This is a genomic window from Geothrix sp. 21YS21S-2 (assembly GCF_030846775.1).
In the GTDB taxonomy this organism is placed as follows: Bacteria; Acidobacteriota; Holophagae; order Holophagales; family Holophagaceae; genus Mesoterricola.
The window spans coordinates 1957703-1978240 of record NZ_CP132910.1 but is presented as its reverse complement, the minus strand read 5'-3'; the positions used below and the strand labels follow the sequence as shown (position 1 = coordinate 1978240).

General features: G+C 69.7%; 14 protein-coding genes. 6 read left to right on the top strand and 8 right to left on the bottom strand.

Annotation, left to right across the window (positions count from 1 at the left end; translation table 11 throughout):
* The first annotated feature begins 18 nt into the window (after positions 1-18).
* From amrB to RAH40_RS08860, 4 genes are all read left to right on the top strand, one after another.
* The gene (gene amrB / locus RAH40_RS08875) at positions 19-804 is read left to right on the top strand and encodes an AmmeMemoRadiSam system protein B (protein WP_306601742.1); all 786 of its coding nucleotides are present in this window, start codon (positions 19-21) and stop codon (positions 802-804) included.
* Complete coding sequence (gene amrA / locus RAH40_RS08870) at positions 782-1348, top strand: AmmeMemoRadiSam system protein A (RefSeq protein ID WP_306601741.1); 567 nt, start codon at positions 782-784, stop codon at positions 1346-1348. Before amrB ends, amrA begins: the two co-directional genes overlap by 23 nt.
* A gap of 54 nt (positions 1349-1402) precedes the next feature.
* On the top strand, positions 1403-2812 hold the full coding sequence (locus RAH40_RS08865) for a sigma-54-dependent Fis family transcriptional regulator (RefSeq protein ID WP_306601740.1): 1410 nt from the start codon (positions 1403-1405) through the stop codon (positions 2810-2812).
* 155 nt (positions 2813-2967) lie between these two features.
* A complete protein-coding gene (locus RAH40_RS08860) occupies positions 2968-4581 on the top strand; it encodes an acyl CoA:acetate/3-ketoacid CoA transferase (RefSeq protein WP_306601739.1) in 1614 nt (537 codons plus the stop codon).
* 149 nt (positions 4582-4730) lie between these two features.
* Here the strand turns inward: RAH40_RS08860 and RAH40_RS08855 are convergent, their stop codons facing one another.
* From RAH40_RS08855 to fadB, 6 genes are read right to left on the bottom strand one after another with little or no spacing between them, the layout of a single operon-like run.
* On the bottom strand, positions 4731-5702 hold the full coding sequence (locus tag RAH40_RS08855) for an electron transfer flavoprotein subunit alpha/FixB family protein (protein WP_306601738.1): 972 nt from the start codon (positions 5700-5702) through the stop codon (positions 4731-4733).
* Complete coding sequence (locus RAH40_RS08850; protein ID WP_306601737.1) at positions 5702-6469, bottom strand: electron transfer flavoprotein subunit beta/FixA family protein; 768 nt, start codon at positions 6467-6469, stop codon at positions 5702-5704. The genes RAH40_RS08855 and RAH40_RS08850 overlap by 1 nt, the downstream gene beginning before the upstream one ends.
* A 15-nt stretch (positions 6470-6484) precedes the next feature.
* Positions 6485-8509: a (Fe-S)-binding protein gene (locus tag RAH40_RS08845; protein WP_306601736.1), complete on the bottom strand. Its 2025-nt coding sequence runs from the start codon at positions 8507-8509 to the stop codon at positions 6485-6487.
* Between the two features lie 2 nt (positions 8510-8511).
* Complete coding sequence (locus RAH40_RS08840; protein WP_306601735.1) at positions 8512-10329, bottom strand: acyl-CoA dehydrogenase; 1818 nt, start codon at positions 10327-10329, stop codon at positions 8512-8514.
* A 48-nt stretch (positions 10330-10377) separates the two neighbouring features.
* A complete protein-coding gene (fadA, locus tag RAH40_RS08835) occupies positions 10378-11541 on the bottom strand; it encodes an acetyl-CoA C-acyltransferase FadA (protein ID WP_306601734.1) in 1164 nt (387 codons plus the stop codon).
* A gap of 2 nt (positions 11542-11543) precedes the next feature.
* A complete protein-coding gene (gene fadB, locus RAH40_RS08830; protein WP_373432551.1) occupies positions 11544-13700 on the bottom strand; it encodes a fatty acid oxidation complex subunit alpha FadB in 2157 nt (718 codons plus the stop codon).
* A 266-nt stretch (positions 13701-13966) separates the two neighbouring features.
* Here fadB and RAH40_RS08825 point away from each other — a divergent pair, with 266 nt between their 5' ends.
* A complete protein-coding gene (locus RAH40_RS08825) occupies positions 13967-15775 on the top strand; it encodes a long-chain fatty acid--CoA ligase (protein ID WP_306601733.1) in 1809 nt (602 codons plus the stop codon).
* Between the two features lie 74 nt (positions 15776-15849).
* Positions 15850-17937: a prolyl oligopeptidase family protein gene (locus tag RAH40_RS08820; RefSeq protein ID WP_373432550.1), complete on the top strand. Its 2088-nt coding sequence runs from the start codon at positions 15850-15852 to the stop codon at positions 17935-17937.
* Position 17938: 1 nt separating this feature from the next.
* On the opposite strand, the gene RAH40_RS08815 is transcribed toward RAH40_RS08820, so the two are convergent.
* Together RAH40_RS08815 and cadR are read right to left on the bottom strand one after the other, a co-directional pair.
* The gene (locus RAH40_RS08815; RefSeq protein WP_306601731.1) at positions 17939-20053 is read right to left on the bottom strand and encodes a hypothetical protein; all 2115 of its coding nucleotides are present in this window, start codon (positions 20051-20053) and stop codon (positions 17939-17941) included.
* A 32-nt stretch (positions 20054-20085) separates the two neighbouring features.
* A complete protein-coding gene (cadR, locus tag RAH40_RS08810; protein WP_306601730.1) occupies positions 20086-20517 on the bottom strand; it encodes a Cd(II)/Pb(II)-responsive transcriptional regulator in 432 nt (143 codons plus the stop codon).
* Positions 20518-20538: the final 21 nt, after the last annotated feature.

Sequence of the window (20538 nt, the reverse complement as noted above, 5' to 3'; positions counted from 1 at the left end):
CGGCTGCGGAGGTCCCCCATGGGCCACATTCGCCAGCCCGCCTTCGCCGGCTCCTTCTACCCCGCCGATCCCCTGCGGCTGCGGGCCCTGGTGCAGGGCTGCCTGGGGAAGGCGCGGCCCGGGGGCGCGGCGCCCCTGGCCGTCATCGCTCCGCACGCGGGCTACGTCTACTCCGGCCCGGTGGCGGGCCAGGCCTTCGCCAGGCTGGGCCTGGGCCGGGACCGGATCCGCCGGGTGGCGGTGCTGGGACCTTCCCACCGGGTGGCCTTCCGGGGGCTGGCTTTGAGCGGCGCCGGCGGGTTCGCCACGCCCCTGGGCACGGTGCCCGTCGACCGGGAGGGTTCCGACGGGCTCCTGGACCTGCCCGCCGTGTGCCTCCTGGAGGCCGCCCACGAGCTGGAGCACAGCCTCGAGGTGCAGCTGCCCTTCCTGCAGGAGGTGCTGGGCGCCTTCACGCTGGTGCCGGTGGTGGTGGGGGAAGCGGGACCCGGCGAGGTGGCCGGGGTGGTGGAGCGGCTCTGGGAGGAGGCGGGGACGGCGGTGGTGGTCTCCTCCGACCTGAGCCACTACCTGACGTCGGCGGAAGCGCGGAAGATGGACCTGGCCACGGCCGAGGCCATCCGGCGCCTGGACGCGGCCGCCCTGGGCGACGAGGCCGCCTGCGGCTGCGCGCCGGTGCGCGGGCTCCTGGTGGCGGCGCGCCGCCGCGGGCTGGAAGCCGAGGTCCTCGACGTGCGCAATTCCGGCGACACGGCCGGGGGCCGGGACCGGGTGGTGGGCTATGGCGCCTTCGCTTTCGCCTGAAGCCGTCCTGGGAGCCACCGGGCGCCAGCTGCTCCTGGACCTGGCGCGGGCCTCCATCCGCCACGGCGTGGAGGCGGGGACGCCCCTGCCGGTGGAGCTGGCCCTGCTGCCGCCCGCCCTGGCCCGCCCCCGCGCCACCTTCGTCACCCTCCGCCGCTGGGGGGAGCTGCGCGGCTGCACGGGCCGCCTCGAGGCCACGCGTCCCCTGGCCCGGGACGTGGCGGACAACGCCTTCGCCGCGGCCTTCCTGGATTCCCGGTTCCCGCCGCTGCGGGCCCGGGACCTGGAGGACCTGGAGGTGTCCATCTCCATCCTCACCCGGCTCCGGCCCCTGGAATTCGCCTGCGAGGCGGACCTGGTCCGCCGGCTGGTGCCGGGCCGGGACGGCCTGGTCCTGTGCGCGGGGGCCCTGCGGGCGACCTTCCTGCCCTCGGTGTGGAAGGAACTGCCGGACCCCTGGGAGTTCCTGAGGGAACTCAAGCTCAAGACCGGGTGCAGACGGATCGGCCGGGCCCTGCGCTACCGGGCCCTGCAGATCCCCTAGCGACTCATGAGTAATCCATGTAGAATCGGGGGCATTTCCAGCAAGGGCGCTCCGGTGACACGCCACTACCTCCTCCAGGATCCAACCCGGTTCCAGCAGGCCGCCATCCAGTCCGTGTTCCAGTGCCTGGAGCAGAGCGAAGGCACCCTCATCGTGGACAAGGACGCCCGGGTCGTCTGGATCTGCGAGCGGTACGCCGCCCGGCTCGGCGTGGACCCCGTCAAGGCCCTGGGCCAGGTGGTGGAGGAGGTGATCCCCGGAAGCCTCATGCGCCAGGTGCTTGTCACCGGCAAGCCGCACCTCCTGGACCTCTTCCACGTCGCGGGGCAGAACTTCGTGGTCATCCGCATGCCGGTGAAGGACGAGGACGGCACGGTCGTGGGTGCCGTGGCCTTCGCCCTTTTCAGCGACCTGGAGCCCCTGCGGCCCATGCTCGAGACCTACTCCCGGCTCCAGACGGACCTGGCCCGGGCGCGGCAGAAGCTGGCCGAGGCCCGGCGCGCCAAGTACACCTTCTCCTCCCTCATCGGCATCAGCCCCAAGACGATGGAGGCCAAGCGCCTGGGGCGCCGCGCGGCCCTCCTGGAGGCGCCGGTGCTCCTCACCGGCGAGACCGGCACCGGCAAGGAGCTCCTGGCCCACGCCATCCACGCGGGAGGGCCCCGGGCCGAGAAGCCCTTCGTGGCGGTGAACGTGGCCGCGGTGCCCGAGAACCTGCTGGAGGCCGAGTTCTTCGGGGTGGCGCCGGGGGCCTACACCGGAGCGGACCGCAGGCCCCGCCCCGGCAAATTCGAGCTGGCCGACGGCGGCACCCTGTTCCTGGACGAGATCGGCGACATGCCGCTGCCCCTCCAGGCCAAGCTCCTGAGGGTGCTCCAGGACCACGAGGTCGAGCCGCTCGGATCCAACCGGGTCATCACGGTGGACGTGCGGATCCTGGCCGCCACCAGCCGGGACCTGGAGGCCATGGTCGCCGAGGGGCGGTTCCGCAAGGACCTCTTCTACCGCCTCAACGTCCTCTGCATCCCCCTGCCGCCCCTGCGGGAGCGCCCCGGGGACCTGGACCTGCTCTGCGAGCACCTCCTGGAGGCCGCCGGCCTGAGGACGGGCAGCGTCGGGCGGGAGCTGAGCCCCGGCGCCATGGATCTCCTCCGGCGCCACGCCTGGCCCGGCAACGTGCGCGAACTGGGCAACGTCCTGGAGCGGGCCATGATGAACAGCGACGAGCACATCCTGGACGTCCAGGACTTCCAGGGCCTGGTGAAGCCCGGCCAGGCGCCGCCCGTCCCGGCCGGGCCGGATCTTAGCTACTCTGAGGCCGTGGCGCAGGCGGAGCGGAGCATCCTGACGGCCGCGCTCCAGGCCTGCAACGGCAGGGCCGCCGACGCCGCCAGGCGCCTGGGCATGTCCAGGGCCACCTTCTACCGCCGAATGGGTGAACTGCAGGCTGCGTCCCGGAACTGAGACGTGTCGCACGATGGAGACCCGGATTCCGGTCCCGGTGTCTCAAACCCGGGACGCGGCGCCTGGCGGGGGTTGTTTAACTGCTTATTCCGTGCGGTTTAGAATGTTGGCATCCCCATTGCGATACGCCAGCCGACCTTTCGACAGGAGCCGCCATGCACGCCCCAGCCCCCGCCGCCCAGGAACCCCGTCTGCGCAGGAGCAAGGTCACGTCCGTGGCCGGGGCGGTCGCCATCATCAAGGACGGGGACGTCATCTCCACCGGCGGCTTCGCCGGCATCGGATTCGCCGAGAACGTGGCGCTGGTCCTCGAGAAGCGCTTCCTCGAGACCGGGTCCCCCCGGGACCTGACGCTCTTCTTCGCCGCGGGGCAGGGGGACGCCGGGGAGCGGGGCGTGAACCACCTGGCCCATCCGGGCCTGCTCCGGCGGGTCATCGCGGGGCACTGGGGCCTGACCCCCAAGCTCCAGAAACTCGTCTTCGCCGAGCAGATCGACGCCTACAACCTGCCCCAGGGCGTCATCGCGCACATGTTCCGGGATATCGCCGCAGGCAAGCCGGGAACCATCAGCCACGTGGGCCTGGGCACCTTCGTGGACCCGGAATTCGGGGGCGGCAAGCTCAACGCCCGAACCACGGCGGACGTGGTCGAGCGCATCGTCATCCACGGCCGGGACTACCTCCTCTACAACGCCTTCCCCATCCAGATCGGGATCATCCGCGGCACCACCGCCGATCCCGACGGCAACGTCACCATGGAGCGGGAGGCCCTCACGCTCGAGGCCCAGGCCATCGCCATGGCCGTGCACAACAGCGGCGGCAAGGTGATCGTCCAGGTGGAGCGCATCGCCGAGCGGGGCACGCTCAATCCCAGGGAGGTGAAGGTGCCCGGAGTCCTTGTGGATTACGTGGTGGTCGCCGAGCGTCCCGAGTACCACATGCAGACCTTCCTGGAGCAGTACAACGCCGCGTACAGCGGCGAGATCCGCGTGCCTCTCTCCTCCCTGGCTCCCATGGCCCTCGACGAGCGCAAGGTCATCGCCAGGCGCGCCGCCATGGAACTCGAGCCGGACTGCATGGTGAACCTGGGCATCGGCATGCCCGAGGGCATCTCCTCGGTCGCGGTGGAGGAAGGCGCCTCCGGGCTCATGACCCTGTCCACGGAGCCCGGGGTCATCGGCGGCGTTCCGGCCGGGGGCCTGAGCTTCGGCGCGGGCACCAATGCCGCCGCGGTCATCGACCAGCCCTCCCAGTTCGATTTCTACGACGGAGGGGGCCTCGACCTGGCGTTCCTGGGCCTGGCCCAGGCGGACGCCCGCGGCAACCTGAACGTCAGCAAGTTCGGCCCGCGCCTCGCCGGCGCCGGAGGCTTCATCAACATCTCCCAGTCGGCCAAGACCGTGGTGTTCGTGGGCACCTTCACCGCCGGCGGCCTGGACGTGGCCGTGGAGGAGGGCCGCCTGACCATCCGCAAGGAGGGTTCGGCACGCAAGTTCGTCAAGGAGGTGGAACACCGCACCTTCAGCGGCGAGGTGGCCTTCCGCCAGGGCCAGAAGGTGCTGTACGTCACCGAGCGCTGCGTCTTCCGCCTCATGGAAACCGGCCTGGAGCTCACCGAGATCGCCCCCGGCGTGGACCTGGAGCGGGACATCCTCGGTCGGATGGATTTCGTCCCGGCCATCGCCGGGGATCTCCGCCTGATGCACCCGGCCATCTTCCGGCCGGAACCCATGGGGCTGCTGGCCCTTTTGTCCCCGCGGCCGGAATGAATCCGGAACCGGCCGCCCGGAGCGCGTCCCAGGCCCGAAACACCTGATCCTTCCCACCCCCTTCATCCCCTGCATACGGTTCATCCCCGTTCCAGCAGGGCTGGCGCGGGGATGAACCGGATCGAAGGGATGGATGGAATGAGATCCGCCTACTTCCCCTTCTGGATCGCCTCCGTCAGCGCCGGCACCAGCTCCAGCAGGTCGGCCACGATCCCCACGCTGGCGGCCTGGAAGATGGGCGCCTTGGGATTCTTGTTCACGGCCACGAGGAAGGGGCTGCCCTTGATGCCGCCCAGGTGCTGGAAGGAGCCGCTGATGCCCAGGGCCAGATAGACCTTGGGCTTGACGGTCTGGCCCGAGGTCCCCACCTGCCGGGGCTTCTCCAGCCACTTGGCGTCCACGATGGGGCGGGAGCAGCAGAGGGCCGCGCCCATGGCCTCGGCAAGCTCCTCCACCAGGGCGATGTTCTCCTTGTCCCCGATTCCCCGGCCCACGGACACCAGCACGTCCTCGCGGGTGATGTCGATGTCGCCGGCCTCGGCCTGCACCAGCTTGACGAAGCGGCGCCGGGCGGAAAGGCCCCCGGCGTCGGCGGACCGGTCCACCACCCTGCCCCCGGCGGACCGGGACGGCTCGGCCTTGAAGGCGCCGGAACGCAGGGTGACCACGGCGCCGCCGGACACGTCACAGGCCACGTGGGCCGACACCTGGCCGCTGAACTCCTGGCGCACGGCCTGCAGGGAGGTCCCCTCGAGGGGGCTTCCGCCCACCACGTCGGGCAGGTAGGCCGCGCCCAGCTTCACGGCGAGTCCGGGGCCCAGGTCCATGCCGAGGGTGCTGTGGGGCAGGAGCACCAGGGCGCCGGGGGGCAGGACCCTGGCCAGGAGCGGGCGGAGCAGTTCGGCGTTGGGATAGGCCAGGGCCTCCTGGTCGAACTTCCACACCTCGGCGAAGGAGGCGGCGGCCTCCTGGCACGCGGCCTCCAGGGAGGGGCCGGAGCCGGCCACCAGGGCGACGGGGTCTGCGCCCGGGAACAGCGTGCGGACGGCAGCGAGGAGCTCCAGGGCGGAGTCGTCGGCCCTGCCGCCGGCATGGGCGATGTAGGCGAAGACGGTAGCCATCACTTGATCCCTCCCTTGGCCTTCAGGAGCCCCAGCAGCTGCCCGGCCAGCTCGGCCGTGGTCCCCGTGAGCATGTCCGCCCCGGCTCCCGCCGGGGGCACGAAGTAGTCGAGGCGCCGGACCTTCGCCGCCGCGGGCGTCACGCCCAGGGCCGCGGCGTCCAGCACCGGGATCTCCACGGAGGCCACCTTGCGGATGCCCCGGAGGCCCACGTAGCGGGGCTCGTTGATGCCGGTCTGGATGGAGAGGACGCAGGGCAGGTCGATGTCGCTGACCTCCTGGGTGCCGCCCTCGATCTCGCGGCCCACCCTCAGGCGGGACCCGTCCACCTCGACGAGGTTCACGAGGGACGCGAAGGGCCAGTCCAGGAGGGCCGCCAGCATGCCGCCCACCTGGGCGGCGCCGTCGTCGGCCAGGGCCCCGGTGAGCACCAGGTCGTAGGCGCCCTTGCGCACGGCCGCGGCCAGGATGGTCGCCAGGCCCAGGCCGTCGGCGCCGGCGAAGGCGGGGTCGGACAGCAGCAGGCCCTGGTTGGCGCCCATGGCCATCTCGCGGCGCAGCACCTCCTCGGCGTCGCCGTCGCCCACGGTGACCACGGTGACGCTGCCCCCCTCCCGCTCGACGATCTGGATGGCCTCCTCCACCGCATAGTTGTCCCACTCGTTCACTGAGTAGACGAGGTCGTCGCCGCGGATGGCCCCGCCCTCCACGGCGATCTCGTTCTCCGCGGCGTCGGGAACGCGCTTCACGCAAACCAGGATCTCCATTCCTCTCCTCCGGGGTCAGTCGTTCTGAAGGTGGCCGTCGACCAGTTCGCACAGGTCGATGGCTTCCATCTTGCCTTCGAGGCCGGCCACCTTGATGGCGTCCTCGATGTTGGTGAGGCAGTAGGGGCAGGCGGTGACGATCACGTCGGCCCCGGCCTTGCGGGCCATCTCGACCCGGACCACGCCCATGCGCTGCTCCTCGTGGGGCTCGTAGAAGAGCATGAGGCCGCCCCCTCCGCAGCAGAAGGAGCGGTCCCGGCAGTTGCCCTCCATCTCCACGCGCTTGAGGCCCGGGATGGCGTCCAGGGCCTGGCGGGGCGCGTCGTAGACCCCGTTGTGGCGGCCCAGGTAGCAGGGGTCGTGGTAGGTGTAGGTGCGGCCGTCGGCGGGGGTCCGCATGCGCAGCTTGCCGCTTTCGATCCCGGCGGCGATGAGCTCGCTCATGTGCTGAACCGGGGGAATCCCCGGGTAGTCGTGCTTGAGGGCGTTGTAGGCGTGGGGGTCGTTCGTGACGATGCGCCGGGCCTGGGAGGCCCGGATGCCTTCGGTGTTCTGCTCCTTCAGGCTCTGGAAGAGCATCTCCTCGCCGAATCGCCGCACGTCGTGGCCGCTGTCCTTCTCGTCCTTGCCCAGCACCACGAAGTCGACGCCGGCCTTGTCGAGGATCCGGGCCGAGGCCTGGGCGATCTTCTGCATGCGGTCGTCGTAGCTGGTGATGCTGTCCACGAAGTAGAGGGCCTCGGCGGTGTCGCCCTTGTCCACCTGCTTGACGGAGGCGCCCGCATCCGCACACCAGTCGGCGCGCTTCTTCTCGAGCTTGCCCCAGGGATTGCCGCGCTTCTCGATGGCGCCCAGGGGCTTCTGCATGGACTGGGGCACGAGGCCCTCGTCCACCATGCCCCGGCGCAGGTCCACGATCTTGTCCACGTATTCGATGCCCAGGGGGCACTCCTCCTCGCAGGCGCCGCAGGTGGTGCAGCTCCAGATCTCGTCCTCGCTGAAGATGCTCCCCACGAGGGGCTTGCCTTCCACCGCGGAACCCAGGAGCGGATAGTGGGCGAAGGCGTAGTCCCGGGCCTTGATGCTGATGAAGCGGGGGGAGAGGGGCCGCTTGACGAAGTTGGCCGGACACCGGTCCGAACACCGTCCGCAGTCCGCGCAGCTGTAGAAGTCCAGCATGTGCTTCCAGGTGAAGTCCTCGAACTTCTTGACGCCGAAGGATTTGATCTCGTCAAGCTGCGCGTCGCCGACGCCGTGGCGAACCGGCTTGACGTTGCCGGTCTCCACCCGCATCCAGAACACGTTGAAAAGGGAGGTGATGACGTGGAAGTGCTTGCCCAGGGGAAGGAAGCACAGGAAGAGGAAGAACGTGAGGTCGTGGACGGCGTACCCGGCGAGGTTCAGGTGCCCCAGCACCGGCACCGGGGCCGAGGCCAGGGCGTGGCGGAAGGCCCAGGCCAGGGTCAGGGGAGAGGCGGTGCCGCCGGCGGCGGCCAGGAGGCTGCCTTCGAAGAGGCTCTCGGACAGGAGCAGGGTGAGGATCATGCCCAGGATCAGGAGGGCTTCCGGGGTGTGGTCCTTGCCCATGTCCGCCGGAACGGCGTAGCGGGCCGGCTTGAAGGCGGCACGGCGCACGGCGAGGATGGCCACGGCCACGAACGTGGCCGTGGCGGCATAGTCCTTGAGCACGTCGTAAGCGTGGCCGAAGCCCGGCAGGGAGAACCCGTCGATGAAGCCCAGGAACACCAGCTGGGTCGAGCGCGCGCCCAGGACCAGGAAGCCGAAGAAGAGGATGATGTGCAGGACCCCCGCCAGCAGGTAGCGGGGGTGCCGCCACTGGGCGAGCCAGATCTTCAGGACCAGCAAGAGGCGGGCCCCGGTCTGGCCGCGCCGGGGATCCGGCGCGGCCCGGAGCAGGGGCTCCAGGCGCCGGCGGATGATCCAGGCGAAGACCGCCAGGCCCGCCAGGGGGATGAGGAGGAACGGGATCCTGGCGGGAAGGCCCGCCAGGGTTGCGGTGGCCGGCGAGAAGGGTGTCATGTTCACTTGCCGCCGAAGGCGTCCTCGGGGATCTCCACCGCGATGGCGCAGCCGGAGAGGATGGCGTCCATGCGGCCCAGGGCCACGGGGAGGAGGACCGCGTTGAAGAACTGGGCGCTCCGGATCTGGCCTTCGTAGAACGCGATGTCCTTCTCCTTGCCGCCCACCGCCAGGGCCTCGGCCGCGACCTTGGCCCGCCACAGGAGCTGCCAGCCCAGGACCACGTCGCCGCACACCTCCATGAAGGGGTGGGCGTGGGCGGCGGCCGTGAGGAGGTCGCCGTAGAGGGCGGTGGTGCCCATGTGGCGGGCCACCTCCTCCAGGCGGATCACGGCGGGTTCGAGGGCCTCGGCCAGGGGCGCGGCGCGGTCCACGTCCCGGGCCTCGGCCAGGGTCGCGCGGAACGCCTCGAACAGGTCCATGATGGGCCGGCCCTGGTTCTGGCCGAGCTTGCGGCCCAGCAGGTCCATGGCCTGGATGCCGTTGGTGCCCTCGTAGATGGCCGTGATCCGGCAGTCCCGCAGCAGCTGCTCCATGGGGTATTCGCGGATGTAGCCATAGCCGCCGTAGACCTGGACGCCCAGGCTGCAGACGTCGAAGCAGCGCTCGGTGACGTAGCCCTTGGCGATGGGGATGAGGAAGTCGATGATGCCCTGGAGCCGGGCCTTCTCGTCGGCGTCGGTGGAGACCGCGATGCTGTCCGAGCAGTGGGCGAGGTAGTAGAAGAGGCTGCGGATGCCCTCCACGTAGACCTTCATGAGCATGAGCATGCGGCGCACGTCGGGGTGCTGGATGATGGGCACGGCGGGGGCGCTCTTGTCCATCATCTTGAGCAGGTGCCGGCCCTGGAGGCGGGTGCGGGCGTAGTTCACGGCGTACAGGTAGGAAGGGCTGGCGCAGGAGAGGCCCTGGTTGCCCACCATGAGCCGGGCGTCGTTCATCATCATGAACATGGCCCGCATGCCCTTGTTGGCCTCGCCCAGGAGGGTGCCCCGGCACCCGCCCTTGCCGCCCAGGGCGATGGAGCAGGTGGCGTTGCCGTGGATGCCCATCTTCTCCTCGATGCCGGTGCAGACCACGTCGTTGGGTTCGCCGAGGCTGCCGTCGTCGTTCACGCGGATCTTGGGCACCACGAAGAGCGAGATGCCCGCGGTGCCGGCCGGCGCCCCCTCGATGCGGGCCAGCACCGGGTGGATGATGTTGGGGGTCAGGTCGTGCTCGCCGCCGGAGATGAAGATCTTGTTCCCCGTGATGGTGTAGGTGCCGTCGGGGTTGGGGGTGGCGGTGGTGGTGAGGGCGCCCACGTCCGAGCCCGCCTCGGGCTCGGTGAGGAGCATGGTGCCCGTCCACTCGCCGCTGAAGAGCTTCTTGAGGTAGAGGCGCTTCTGGGTGTCCGTGCCGAAGGTCTCGATGAGCTTGCCGGCCCCGTGGGTGAGCCCGCCGTGCATCATGAAGGCGAAGTTGGCCCCCATGAGGTAGTCGGAGGCCGCCGTGGCCACGACGCGGGGCATGCCCTGGCCGCCCCACTCCGGGTCCTCGGTCATGGCGAGCCAGTCGCCCGCGCGCAGGGCCTTCCAGGCCTTGTGGAAGGACTCCGGCACCTTGACCCGGCCCTCGTCGAACCGGGCCCCGACGCGGTCCCCGTCCACCTGGGTGGGGAGGATCTCCTTCACGGCCAGGTTCCGGGCTTCGTTGATGATCAGGTCGATCGACTTCCGGCTGAAGTCCGCAAAGCGGTCATGCGTGCTTAGGGTCTCGACCTTCAGCTGCTCGTGAAGGACGAAGTCGATATCCCTGCGGTCCGCAAGAATCTGAGCCATAGTGCCTCCGTATCGGTGAGGAAACCTTGTGGGCTGGATTGTCAGGTACTATACGCGTTCGAAGACGGTGGCGATGCCCTGTCCGAGGCCGATGCACATGGTGGCCACGCCGGTCGAACGGTTGCTTGCCTTCATGAGGTGGAGGAGGGTGGTGGTGATGCGGGCCCCCGAGCAGCCAAGCGGGTGCCCCAGGGCGATGGCGCCGCCGTTGAGGTTGACCTTCTTTTCCACCTGGTCCCGCAACTGCAGATCCTTGAGGACCGGCAGGGCCTGGGCGGCGAAGGCCTCGTTGAGCTCCCACAGCTCGATGTCGCCGGCCTTCATCTGGGCGCGGGCCAGGGCCTTCTTCACGGCCGGCACGGGGCCGTAGCCCATGATGGAAGGATCCACACCGGCGGTGGCCATGGCCTTGACCCGGGCCATGGGGGTCAGGCCGAGGGCCTTGGCCCGGTCCAGCGACATGACCAGGAGGGCCGAGGCCCCGTCGGAGATGGCCGAGGAGTTGCCGGCGGTGACGGTGCCGTTCCTGGGGTCGAAGGCGGGCTTGAGGGCCGCCAGGGCCTCCAGGGTGGAATCGGGGCGGATCACCTCGTCGAAGTCGTAGAGGCGGGAGAAGCCGTTCTCGTCGTGGCCCTCCACCGGGACGATCTCGTCCTTGAACCGGCCTTCCGTGGCCGCGGCATGGGCCTTCTGGTGCGAGCGCAGGGCGAACTGGTCCTGGGAGGCGCGGTTGATGCCGTGCATCTTCGCCAGCACCTCGGCGGTGAGGCCCATCATGCCCGAGGCCTTCGCGGCGTGCTTGCTGAACGCGGGATTGGGGTCCACGCCGTGGGACATGGGGAGGTGGCCCATGTGCTCCACCCCGCCCACCACGAACACCTCGCCGTTGCCCGTCATGATGGCCATGGCGGCTGCGTGCAGGGCCTGCATGGAGGAGCCGCAGAGTCGGTTCACGGTCTGGGCGCTGGCGGTGTGGGGGATGGCGGTCATGAGGGAGGCGAACCGCGCGATGTTGAAGCCCTGCTCCAGGGTCTGCTGCACGCAGCCCCAGATCACGTCCTCCACCTCGGCCGGATCGACCTTGGGGTTGCGCTGGAGGAGCGCGGTGATCATGGCCGCCGAGAGGTTCTCGGCGCGGACGTTGCGGAACATGCCCCCCTTGGACCGGCCCATGGGCGAGCGCACGGCATCGACGATGACGACGTCTTTCATCGCTATTTCTCCTGATGGAAGCCGAGACCGGCTTCGGCGAGCTTTTGCATCTGGGCCGTGGGTTCATAGAGCCTGCCGAGCCGCTTGAGCTTCTCCGCCTTCTCGCAGAGTGCCCGGAGGCCCACGGCGTCGGCGTATCTCAGGGCCCCTCCCCGGAAGGGCGGGAAGCCCAGGCCGTACACCAGGCCGATGTCGACCTCCACGGGCGTGGCGACGATCCGGTCCTCGAGGCAGCGCGAGCACTCGATGATCATGGGGAGCATCATGCGGTCGATGATGTCCTGGTCCGTGACGGGCGCGGCGTCCGCGCGCGCCAGGGGCTGGAGGATCGCCGGGACCTCCGGGTCGGCCTCCTTCTTCGGGGCGCCCTTCCTGTCCGGCACGTAGGCGTAGAAGCCCTTGCCGTTCTTCTGGCCGAAGCGCTTGAGTTCGAACATGGCCTCGATGGCGGTCCTGCCTTCGTGGGCCATGCGGTCGGGGAATTCCCGTGCCATGACGCCGTCGGCGTGGTGGGCCGTGTCGATGCCGACGACATCCAGCAGGTAGGCGGGCCCCATGGGCCAGCCGAACTTCTCCATGACCTTGTCGATGCGCTGGAAGTCCACGCCCTCGTTCACCAGCATGATGAACCCGGCGAAGTAGGGGAACAGCACCCGGTTCACCAGGAACCCGGGGCAGTCGTTGACGACGATGGGGGTCTTGCCCATGGCCAGGGCGTAGCCCACGGTGGTTGCCACCGCGCGCTCGGAGGACGCGCGGCCCCGGATCACCTCCACCAGGGGCATCTTGTGCACGGGGTTGAAGAAGTGCATGCCGCAGAAGTTCTGAGGCCGCTTGAGGCCCTCGGCCAGGCGCGTGATGGAGATGGTGGAGGTGTTGCTGGCCAGGATGGCGTCCTCCCGCACCTGCCCTTCCACCTCCGCCAGGACGGCCTTCTTGACCTGCTCGTTCTCCACCACGGCTTCCACGGCCAGGTCGACGGCCTTGAAGTCCCCGTAGGAAAGGGTGGGCCGGATGCGGGTGAGCACGTCGGCCATGGCCGCCGCGGTGAGCTTGCCCCGCTCAACGCGCTTGACCAGGAGCTTGTCGGCCTCGGCCAGGCCCAGGTCCAGGGCCTTCTCGGCGATGTCCTTCATGACGATGCGGGTGCCCCGGGAGGCGGACTGGTACGCGATGCCCCCGCCCATGATCCCGGCCCCCAGCACGGCGGCCGATTCCACCTTGGCCCCGGCCTTGGCCAGCTTCTTGGCCACCTTGCCCACGTAGTGGTCGCCCAGGAAGATGGTCACCAGGTTGTAGGCGGTGGGCGTCTTGGCCATGCGCGCGAAAGCGGCGGCCTCGATGGCCAGCGCGTCGTCCCGGCCCCGGGTGGCGCCCCGCTGCATGGCCTCGATGGCCGCCACGGGGGAGGGGTAGTTGGGGCCGGCCTTGGCGGCCACGAAGGCCTTGGCGCCCTCGAAGACCATCATGGTCTCGGTGGGGTTGAGCTTGAGCGGGGAGACCTTCTCCAGCCGCCGGGCCTTCCAGTCCCGGCGCCCGGCCATGGCCTGGGCCAGGAGGTCCAGGGCGGCCTCCCGGACCTTGGCGGGGGGCACCACGGCGTCCACCGCGCCGATCCTGAGGGCCTCCTCCGCGCCGTGCTGGTCGCCGCCGGCGATCCACTCGATGGCGTTGTCGGCCCCGGTGAGGCGGGACAGGCGCACCGTGCCGCCCCAGCCCGGGAAGATGCCGAGCTTGGTCTCGGGGACGCCGATGCGGGTGTCCGAGGCCATGACCCGGTAGCTGGTGGCCAGGCAGAACTCGAGGCCGCCCCCGAAGGCGAAGCCGTTGATGGCCGTCACGGAGGGGAAGGGGAAGTCCTCCACCGTGGAGAAGATTTTGTCCACTTGCAGCAGCCATTCGGCGAGCTGGTCCTCCGGATTCTTGAAATATTCAGTAAATTCCGTGACGTCGGCCCCAACGATGAAGCAATCCTTGCCGCTTGTGACCAGCAATCCACGGACCTCGGGGTCGGCTTTGATCAGGCCGATCGCTTCCGCCAATTCGGAGAGTGTGGCTTTGTTGAACTTGTTGACGGAGTCATCCTTCAGGTCGAACCGGAGCTCGACCCTTCCGCCTTCGAGCATGGAACACTGGATGGACTGGCCTTCGAATTTCATGGTGCGGGTGCTCCTATAAATTGACCGGGTTGTCCTGGGGTGTCGGCGGGGGATAACGGTGAGAATCGATCAATTAATATCGAATAAACTATTTAGTTTTTCAGTTTCCCGCTCCGCCCAGATTCTCGCCGAAACCCATCAGCACGGCGGCGTAGCTGGAAAAGATGGAGCATTCTGCCGCCTCCCGGACCCCCATGCAAGATTTGATTATTTCTTTTTTCCCGGTGAATTGGATATAGGATGACCCAACCTCGGAGGAGATCCCGTTGATCAAGACCATTGCAGAGCTTTTTTACGAAGCCCTGGGTCATGACCTGCCCGATGCCATGGCCTACAAGGCCGGGGGAACGTATGTCCCGCTCTCCCATCGGGATATCCAAACGACGGTGGAGCGGCTGGCCCTGGCGCTCCGGCACGAGGGGATCCTGGAGGGCGACCGGGTGGCCATCCTCTGCGAGAACCGGCCCGAATGGGCCATGGCCGACTACGCCTGCGCCATCCTCGGCATCGTCTCCGCCCCGGTCTATCCCACCCTGAACCCCCTCTCCACCGAGTACATCATCCGGCACAGCGGGGCCCGGATGATCTTCTGCTCCACGCAGACCCAGCTCGACAAGGTCCTGGCGGCCTGGCCCCGGCTGCCGGAGCTTCAGACCGCGGTGCTCATGGACGGCGAGCCTCCGGAGGTTCCCGGGCGGCGCATCCTCACCTGGAAGGGCCTGCAGGCCGCAGGGAGGCTCCAGGAGGACCTGCGGCCCCAGGTGCGGGTCTGGGCCTCGCAGCGGGACCCGGGCCAGCTCCTCACGCTCATCTACACTTCGGGCACCACCGGCGAGCCCAAGGGGGCCATGCTCACCCACGGGAACCTGGTCTCCAACATCCTGGCGGCCCTGAAGGTGCTAGAGATCCATCCGGGCCAGCGCTGCATGAGCTTCCTGCCGCTTTCCCACATCTTCGAGCGGATGGGGGGGCACTACACGATGTTCCACGCGGGGGTGGCGATCTACTACGTCACCGACCTGGAGAACCTGCCCGCGGCCTTCCTGGAGGTTCGTCCCCAGGTGCTGCTGGCGGTGCCGCGGGTGTACGAGAAGGTCTACGCGCGGATCCGCGAGGCGGTGGCCGCGGCGGGCCCCGCCAAGCGCTACGTCTTCCACTGGGCCATGTGGGTGGGGCGGCGCATGGCGGCCCTGCGCTACGTGGGCAAGGCGCCGGGGCTGCTGCTGGGGGCGCTCTACGGGGCGGCCGACAGGGCCGTCTTTTCCAAGGTGCGGGACCGGCTGGGGGGGCGCCTGGAGATCTCGGCCTCGGGCGGGGCCGCCCTGGGCGCGCCCGTCATGGAGTTCTTCTGGGCGGCCGGCGTGCCGGTCTTCGAGGGCTACGGCCTGTCGGAGACCAGCCCCATCCTGACGATCAACATGGTCAACCAGGTCCGGCCCGGATACGTGGGCAAGCCCCTCCTGGACGAATGGCAGGGCAAGCCCTTCCTCAAGCTCAGCGAGGACGGGGAGATCCTCTGCCAGGGGCCCAACGTGACCCTGGGCTACTGGAACGACCCCTTCGCCACGGAGCAGGCCTTCGACGAGGAGGGCTACTTCCGCACCGGCGACATCGGGGCCCTCGACGAGCTGGGCCGCCTGCGGATTACGGACCGCAAGAAGGAGCTCCTGGTCACTTCCGGCGGCAAGAACGTCGCCCCCCAGCCCCTGGAGCGGCTCCTGACCCAGGACAAGTACATCGCCCAGGCCGTGGTCATCGGGGACCACCGCAACTTCCTCAGCGCGATCATCATCGCCAACATGGCCAGCCTGCGCCGCTGGGCGGAGCGCGCCGGGGTCGCGTACGCGTCCGACGCCGAGCTGGTGGCCCGGCCCGAGGCCATGGCCAAGGTCATGTCGCGCATCGAACGCATCAACGAGCACCTGTCCAACTTCGAGCGCATCCGGAAGATCGTCCTCTCCAGCGAGGAGATGACCCTGGACTCCGGTCTGCTCACCCCCAGCCTCAAGATCAAGCGCAAGGCGGTGTGCGAGCGCTACGCCGACGCCATCGGGAACCTGTACGAAGGTTGCTGACGTTCTTTGACAGGCCGGCCCGTCCGGTGGGAAGGTTGTTTGGTTACCCCAGGTAACTGGACTTGGAGCCACAAATGGAAAGAAGATGGTTGCCCCTCCTTCTAGGGATCACGCTCATGGCCTCAGGCAAGACCCCCGCACCCACCCCCGCCCCCGAGGACGCCTACCTCTGGCTGGAGGACGTCACCGGCGAAAAGTCCCTTGACTGGGTCCGGGCGGCCAACGCCGTCACCGCGAAGGAGCTGGAAGGTTCTCCCGCCTACAGGAAGCTCGAGGACGATCTCCTCGCGATCATGGATTCCAAGGAGAAGATCCCCTACATCACCAAGTCGGGCGCCCACTACTACAATTTCTGGAAGGACGCGGCCCATCCCCGCGGCCTCTGGCGGCGCACCACCCTGGCGGAATACCGCAAGGCCGAGCCCGCCTGGGAGACCGTGCTGGACATCGACGCCCTGGGCAAGGCCGAGAAGCAGGGCTGGGTGTTCCACGGCGCGCAGTTCCTGCGGCCCGACTATCGCCGGTGCCTGGTCTCGCTGTCTCCGGGCGGCTCCGACGCCGCGGTGGTGCGGGAGTTCGACGTGGAGACCCGGACCTTCGTGGAGGGCGGATTCTCCCTTCCCCTGGCCAAGTCCCAGGTGAGCTGGATCGACAGGGACACCCTGTTCGTGGGCACCGACTTCGGCAAGGGCTCCATGACGACCTCCGGGTACCCCCGGGTGGCCAAGATCTGGAAGCGCGGCACGCCCCTGGCCCAGGCCAAGTTGGTCTTCGAGGGCCTGGAGACCGACATGGAGGCGGTGGCCTACCATGACCCCGCTCCCGGGTTCGAGAGGGACTTCCTGGTCCGCAAGCCCACCTTCTTCACCAACGAATTCTTCCTGCTGGCGAAGGACGGCTCCCGGCGCAAGGTGGACGTGCCCCTGGACGCCGAGCCCTCCCTCCACCGCGAGTGGCTCACCGTCAAGCTGCGCACCTCCTGGACGGTGGGCGGCACTACCTACGCCGCGGGGTCCCTCCTCGCCGCGAAGTTCGACGACTTCATGGCCGGCAGGCGCGACTTCGCCGTGCTCTTCCAGCCCAGCGCCACCACGTCCCTGGAGGACGCCACCTGGACGCGGAACCGCCTGGTCCTCAACGTCATGGACGACGTGAAGAACCGCCTTTCCGTGCTGACCCCGGGCACCTGGAAGGCCGAGCCCCTCAAGGGCGCCCCGGCCATGGGCACCACCTCGGTCTCCGCGGTGGACGACGAAGCCTCGGACGACTTCTTCATGGTCACCCGGGACTTCCTCACCCCCGATTCCCTCTACCTGGGCACCCTGGGCCGGGAGCCCGGGCTGCTGAAGTCCCTGCCGGCCTTCTTCGACGCCGGGGACCTCGAGGTCACCCAGCACTTCACCCCCTCCAAGGACGGCACCCGCATCCCCTACTTCCAAGTGTCCCGCAAGGGCCTGAAGCTGGACGGCGCCAACCCCACGCTGCTGGACGGCTACGGCGGCTTCGAGGTCTCCTCCGTGCCCTACTACAGCGGGGCCGTGGGCCGCGCGTGGCTGAGCCGGGGCGGGGTGCTGGTCCTCGCGAACATCCGCGGGGGCGGCGAGTACGGCCCCCGGTGGCACCAGGCCGCCCTCAAGGCCAACCGCCCCCGGGCCTACGAGGACTTCGCCGCCGTGGCGCGGGACCTGGCCGCGAGGAAGGTGACCTCCCCGAAGCACCTGGGCATCATGGGCGGCAGCAACGGCGGGCTGCTGGTGGGCAACATGCTGGTCATGTACCCCGAGCTCATGGGCTCCGTGGTTTGCCAGGTGCCCCTGCTGGACATGAAGCGGTACTCCCACCTGCTGGCGGGCGCCTCCTGGATGGAGGAGTACGGCGATCCCGACAAGCCCGAGGAGTGGGCCTACCTCCAGACCTTCTCCCCCTACCAGAACGTGAAGGCGGGCCGGAAGTACCCCGCCACCTTCTTCATGACCACCACCCGGGACGACCGGGTGCACCCCGCCCACGCCCGCAAGATGTTCGCGAAGATGAAGGACATGGGCTACGACGTGCGGTACTTCGAGAACATCGAGGGCGGCCACGGCGCGGGCGCCGACAACCGCCAGACCGCGCATTTCTGGGCCCTGGCCTACACCTTCCTGGACAAGACGCTGCGCTGAATCACTTCCGCCCCGGAACCCGCAGGTCCGTGAGCGCCGCGAAGGCGCCGGGCGCGGGTTCCGCCGAGGGTGGGCGCGGGGCGGGGATGCTCGCCAGGAGGGCGTCGCGCTCCCTCGCCAGTTCCGTGCCGTCCTCCCCGGCGGCCTTGAGGAAGGGGAAGACGAGGTCCACCTGGGCGGAGGTGATGCGCACCGGAAGGTCGTCGGCCACGAGCTTCAGCCCCTCCCAGCATTCCTGGAACCAGCCGCGGCACTCCACGTCGCGGTGCGCCTCCAGGAGCTCCCGGGCCACGGCCCGGTGGACCTTCTCCGGCAGGAGGCAAAGCCACCGGGAACGGGGCTCGGCGGCGGGCATCGTCCGGGCGAAGGCGTAGGCGGAGGGCCGGTCCGGGCACAGCCGGGCCCAGGAGATCCAGGTCTCCCAGAGCCCGGCGGAGCTTGGCCACCGGCGCAGGGCGGCCTCCAGTTCGGGCATGGCGGCGGCGAGGGGCGCGGCCCAGGCGGCGGTATCCGGGCGCCAGCCGCCCTCGCCGGTCTCCACCTCCAGGAACGCCGCCGTGGCGTCGGCGGCGAGGGCGGGTTCCAGCCCGGGGGAGGGCATGCGGTCCCGCAGGATGCGGAACCGCTTCCGGCGGGCGTCCAGGTGGATGGGGTCCCGGCGGATGAAGGGGTTGAGCCAGGCCAGCCGTGGCGTGTCCAGGGCCTCGAGGGTATGGCCCATCGCGCCGGGACGCGCCGGATCCTCCCAGGCGGCGAGGAGGGTCGTGGCGCCCCGGAAGGCCCCCCAGGCGCTCTGCCCCATGATTTCCGCCTCCCGGGGCGAAGCCATGCCCCAGCGGAGTTCCCGGGGCCCCCAGAGGAGGAAGGCGGGGTCGCCGCGGAGCGCGGCGTCCTGCGCAGGCTTCAGGGGCGGTCCCTTGCGGACCAGGCGCAGAGGCTCCTCCCGCACCGGGATGGGCCAGTCGGGGAGGGCATCCAGCCCCAGGATGCCGGAGAAGCTGCGGGGCAAGGGCTCCATGGCGAAGGCGTCCAGCAGGGCCTGCGCGGCCGCGGGCCAGGAGCCTCCCGCCCACCGGCGGCACTCCAGGGCCGCCGCGTCGGCGTTCTCCCAGAGAAGCTGCTTGCCATAGGCCACCGCCAGCAGGAGCCGCACGTGGACCTGCAGTTCCACGAAGCGCCGCCAGTCCCCGGGCCCCGCGGCCCGGCCCGGGATGACCTCGGGCAGGTCCTCCAGGAAGGCCGCCACGCCTCTCCACTCCTTGCGCATCCAGGGCCTGCGCACCAGGAGGTTGACCTCGAGGCGGCTGGGCCAGGTCTCCCCCGGCGGCGGGACCAGGTCGGGCAGGATACCCACCCGGTCCTCCTCCAGCCCGCGCTCCAGGGCGATCCACAAGGCCCCCTCCCGGGCGCTGCCCGAGGCCGGGGAGCGGGCCCAGCGCTCCCGGGCGGCCTCCCGCAGGCCGGTCATGATGCCTCGCATGCGAGGGGAGCGTCCCGCCTGACCCTCCTCCAGGGCCCGGGCCAGGTCCGGCATGCGGGAGAGCCGCCACCAGTCCGGAAGCTTGAGGAGCTGGTCCAGGGTGTCGGCGGTCTCCTGGTACATCCGGTCCGCCTCGGGCTCCGTCAGGGCCTGGGACAGGCGCAGGCGCGCCCCCAGGACGCCCAGGGCCGAGCCCAGCTTCTCGTCCAGCGCCTCCCCGTGGTCGGGGAACTCCTTCAGGAAGGCCTCCCGGCGCACCCGCACGGTGCGGTAGCCTCCCGCCGTCATCGCCGCGAGCAGGGCCTCGCCGGAAGGCAGCCCCCGGAACTCGAGGATCGTCCTGAAGTCCCGGCTCACCAGCAGGCATCGCGCCTCGGAGGAACGGCTCCAGTGGTCCCACATCAGCACGGCCGGGGACGGGGGCGCCGCGAAGACGGAGAGGTCCTTGTCCTCCTGGAGCCTCAGGAAGGTCTCGTCCAGCCGCCACGGGTCCGGGGCCAGGTCCCGCTCCCGGGCCACCAGGACCCAGGCGGAGCGCCGCGCCGCGTTCTGGAGGACCTGCCTGACGAAGTGCGTCCGGGGGCCGGAGGCCTGGGCCGACAGGGCGCCGGCGAGAAGGATCGTCGGGAGGATCATGCGCGCTCTCTTGGAGGTGGAATCCCAGTCTACTACCCCAGGTGGGTGGGTCTGCCCGTGCGGGCCTCCCCCTCCATCTCCGCGAGGCCCTGGAGGATGCCGCAGTCCTCCACCGTGCGCTCCGTGCGGCAGCGGTCCCGCAGGCTCTTCAGCTGGGCCTCCAGCTGGACCAGCTGGTCGATGCGCACCCGCACGTGGTCGATGTGCTCGTCCAGGATGACGTTGACGGCGCCGCAGTCCAGCTGGGGCTGGTCCAGCAGGGCGGTGAGGGACCGGATCTCGGCGTGGGCCATGTCCAGGGCCCGGCAGTGCCGCACGAAGCGCAGGCGCTCCAGGTGCACGGCGGCATAGCGCCGGTAGTTGGCGCCGGTGCGGCCCGGGGCCGGCAGGAGGCCCTCCTTCTCGTAGTAGCGGATGGTCTCCACGGTGCACTGGGCCGCCTGTGCCAATTCGCCTATGGTCATGGACGGCCCTCCCCGGAAATC

Bases quoted from the DNA above. Each gene is read 5' to 3' on its own strand.
- RAH40_RS08855 (WP_306601738.1), bottom strand. From the start codon at position 5,702: ATGGCTACCGTCTTCGCCTACATCGCCCATGCCGGCGGCAGGGCCGAC.
- fadA (WP_306601734.1), bottom strand. From the start codon at position 11,541: ATGAAAGACGTCGTCATCGTCGATGCCGTGCGCTCGCCCATGGGCCGG.
- amrA (WP_306601741.1), top strand. From the start codon at position 782: ATGGCGCCTTCGCTTTCGCCTGAAGCCGTCCTGGGAGCCACCGGGCGC.
- RAH40_RS08840 (WP_306601735.1), bottom strand. From the start codon at position 10,329: ATGGCTCAGATTCTTGCGGACCGCAGGGATATCGACTTCGTCCTTCAC.
- RAH40_RS08845 (WP_306601736.1), bottom strand. From the start codon at position 8,509: ATGACACCCTTCTCGCCGGCCACCGCAACCCTGGCGGGCCTTCCCGCC.
- fadB (WP_373432551.1), bottom strand. From the start codon at position 13,700: ATGAAATTCGAAGGCCAGTCCATCCAGTGTTCCATGCTCGAAGGCGGA.
- amrB (WP_306601742.1), top strand. From the start codon at position 19: ATGGGCCACATTCGCCAGCCCGCCTTCGCCGGCTCCTTCTACCCCGCC.
- RAH40_RS08860 (WP_306601739.1), top strand. From the start codon at position 2,968: ATGCACGCCCCAGCCCCCGCCGCCCAGGAACCCCGTCTGCGCAGGAGC.
- RAH40_RS08820 (WP_373432550.1), top strand. From the start codon at position 15,850: ATGGAAAGAAGATGGTTGCCCCTCCTTCTAGGGATCACGCTCATGGCC.
- RAH40_RS08815 (WP_306601731.1), bottom strand. From the start codon at position 20,053: ATGATCCTCCCGACGATCCTTCTCGCCGGCGCCCTGTCGGCCCAGGCC.
- cadR (WP_306601730.1), bottom strand. From the start codon at position 20,517: ATGACCATAGGCGAATTGGCACAGGCGGCCCAGTGCACCGTGGAGACC.
- RAH40_RS08850 (WP_306601737.1), bottom strand. From the start codon at position 6,469: ATGGAGATCCTGGTTTGCGTGAAGCGCGTTCCCGACGCCGCGGAGAAC.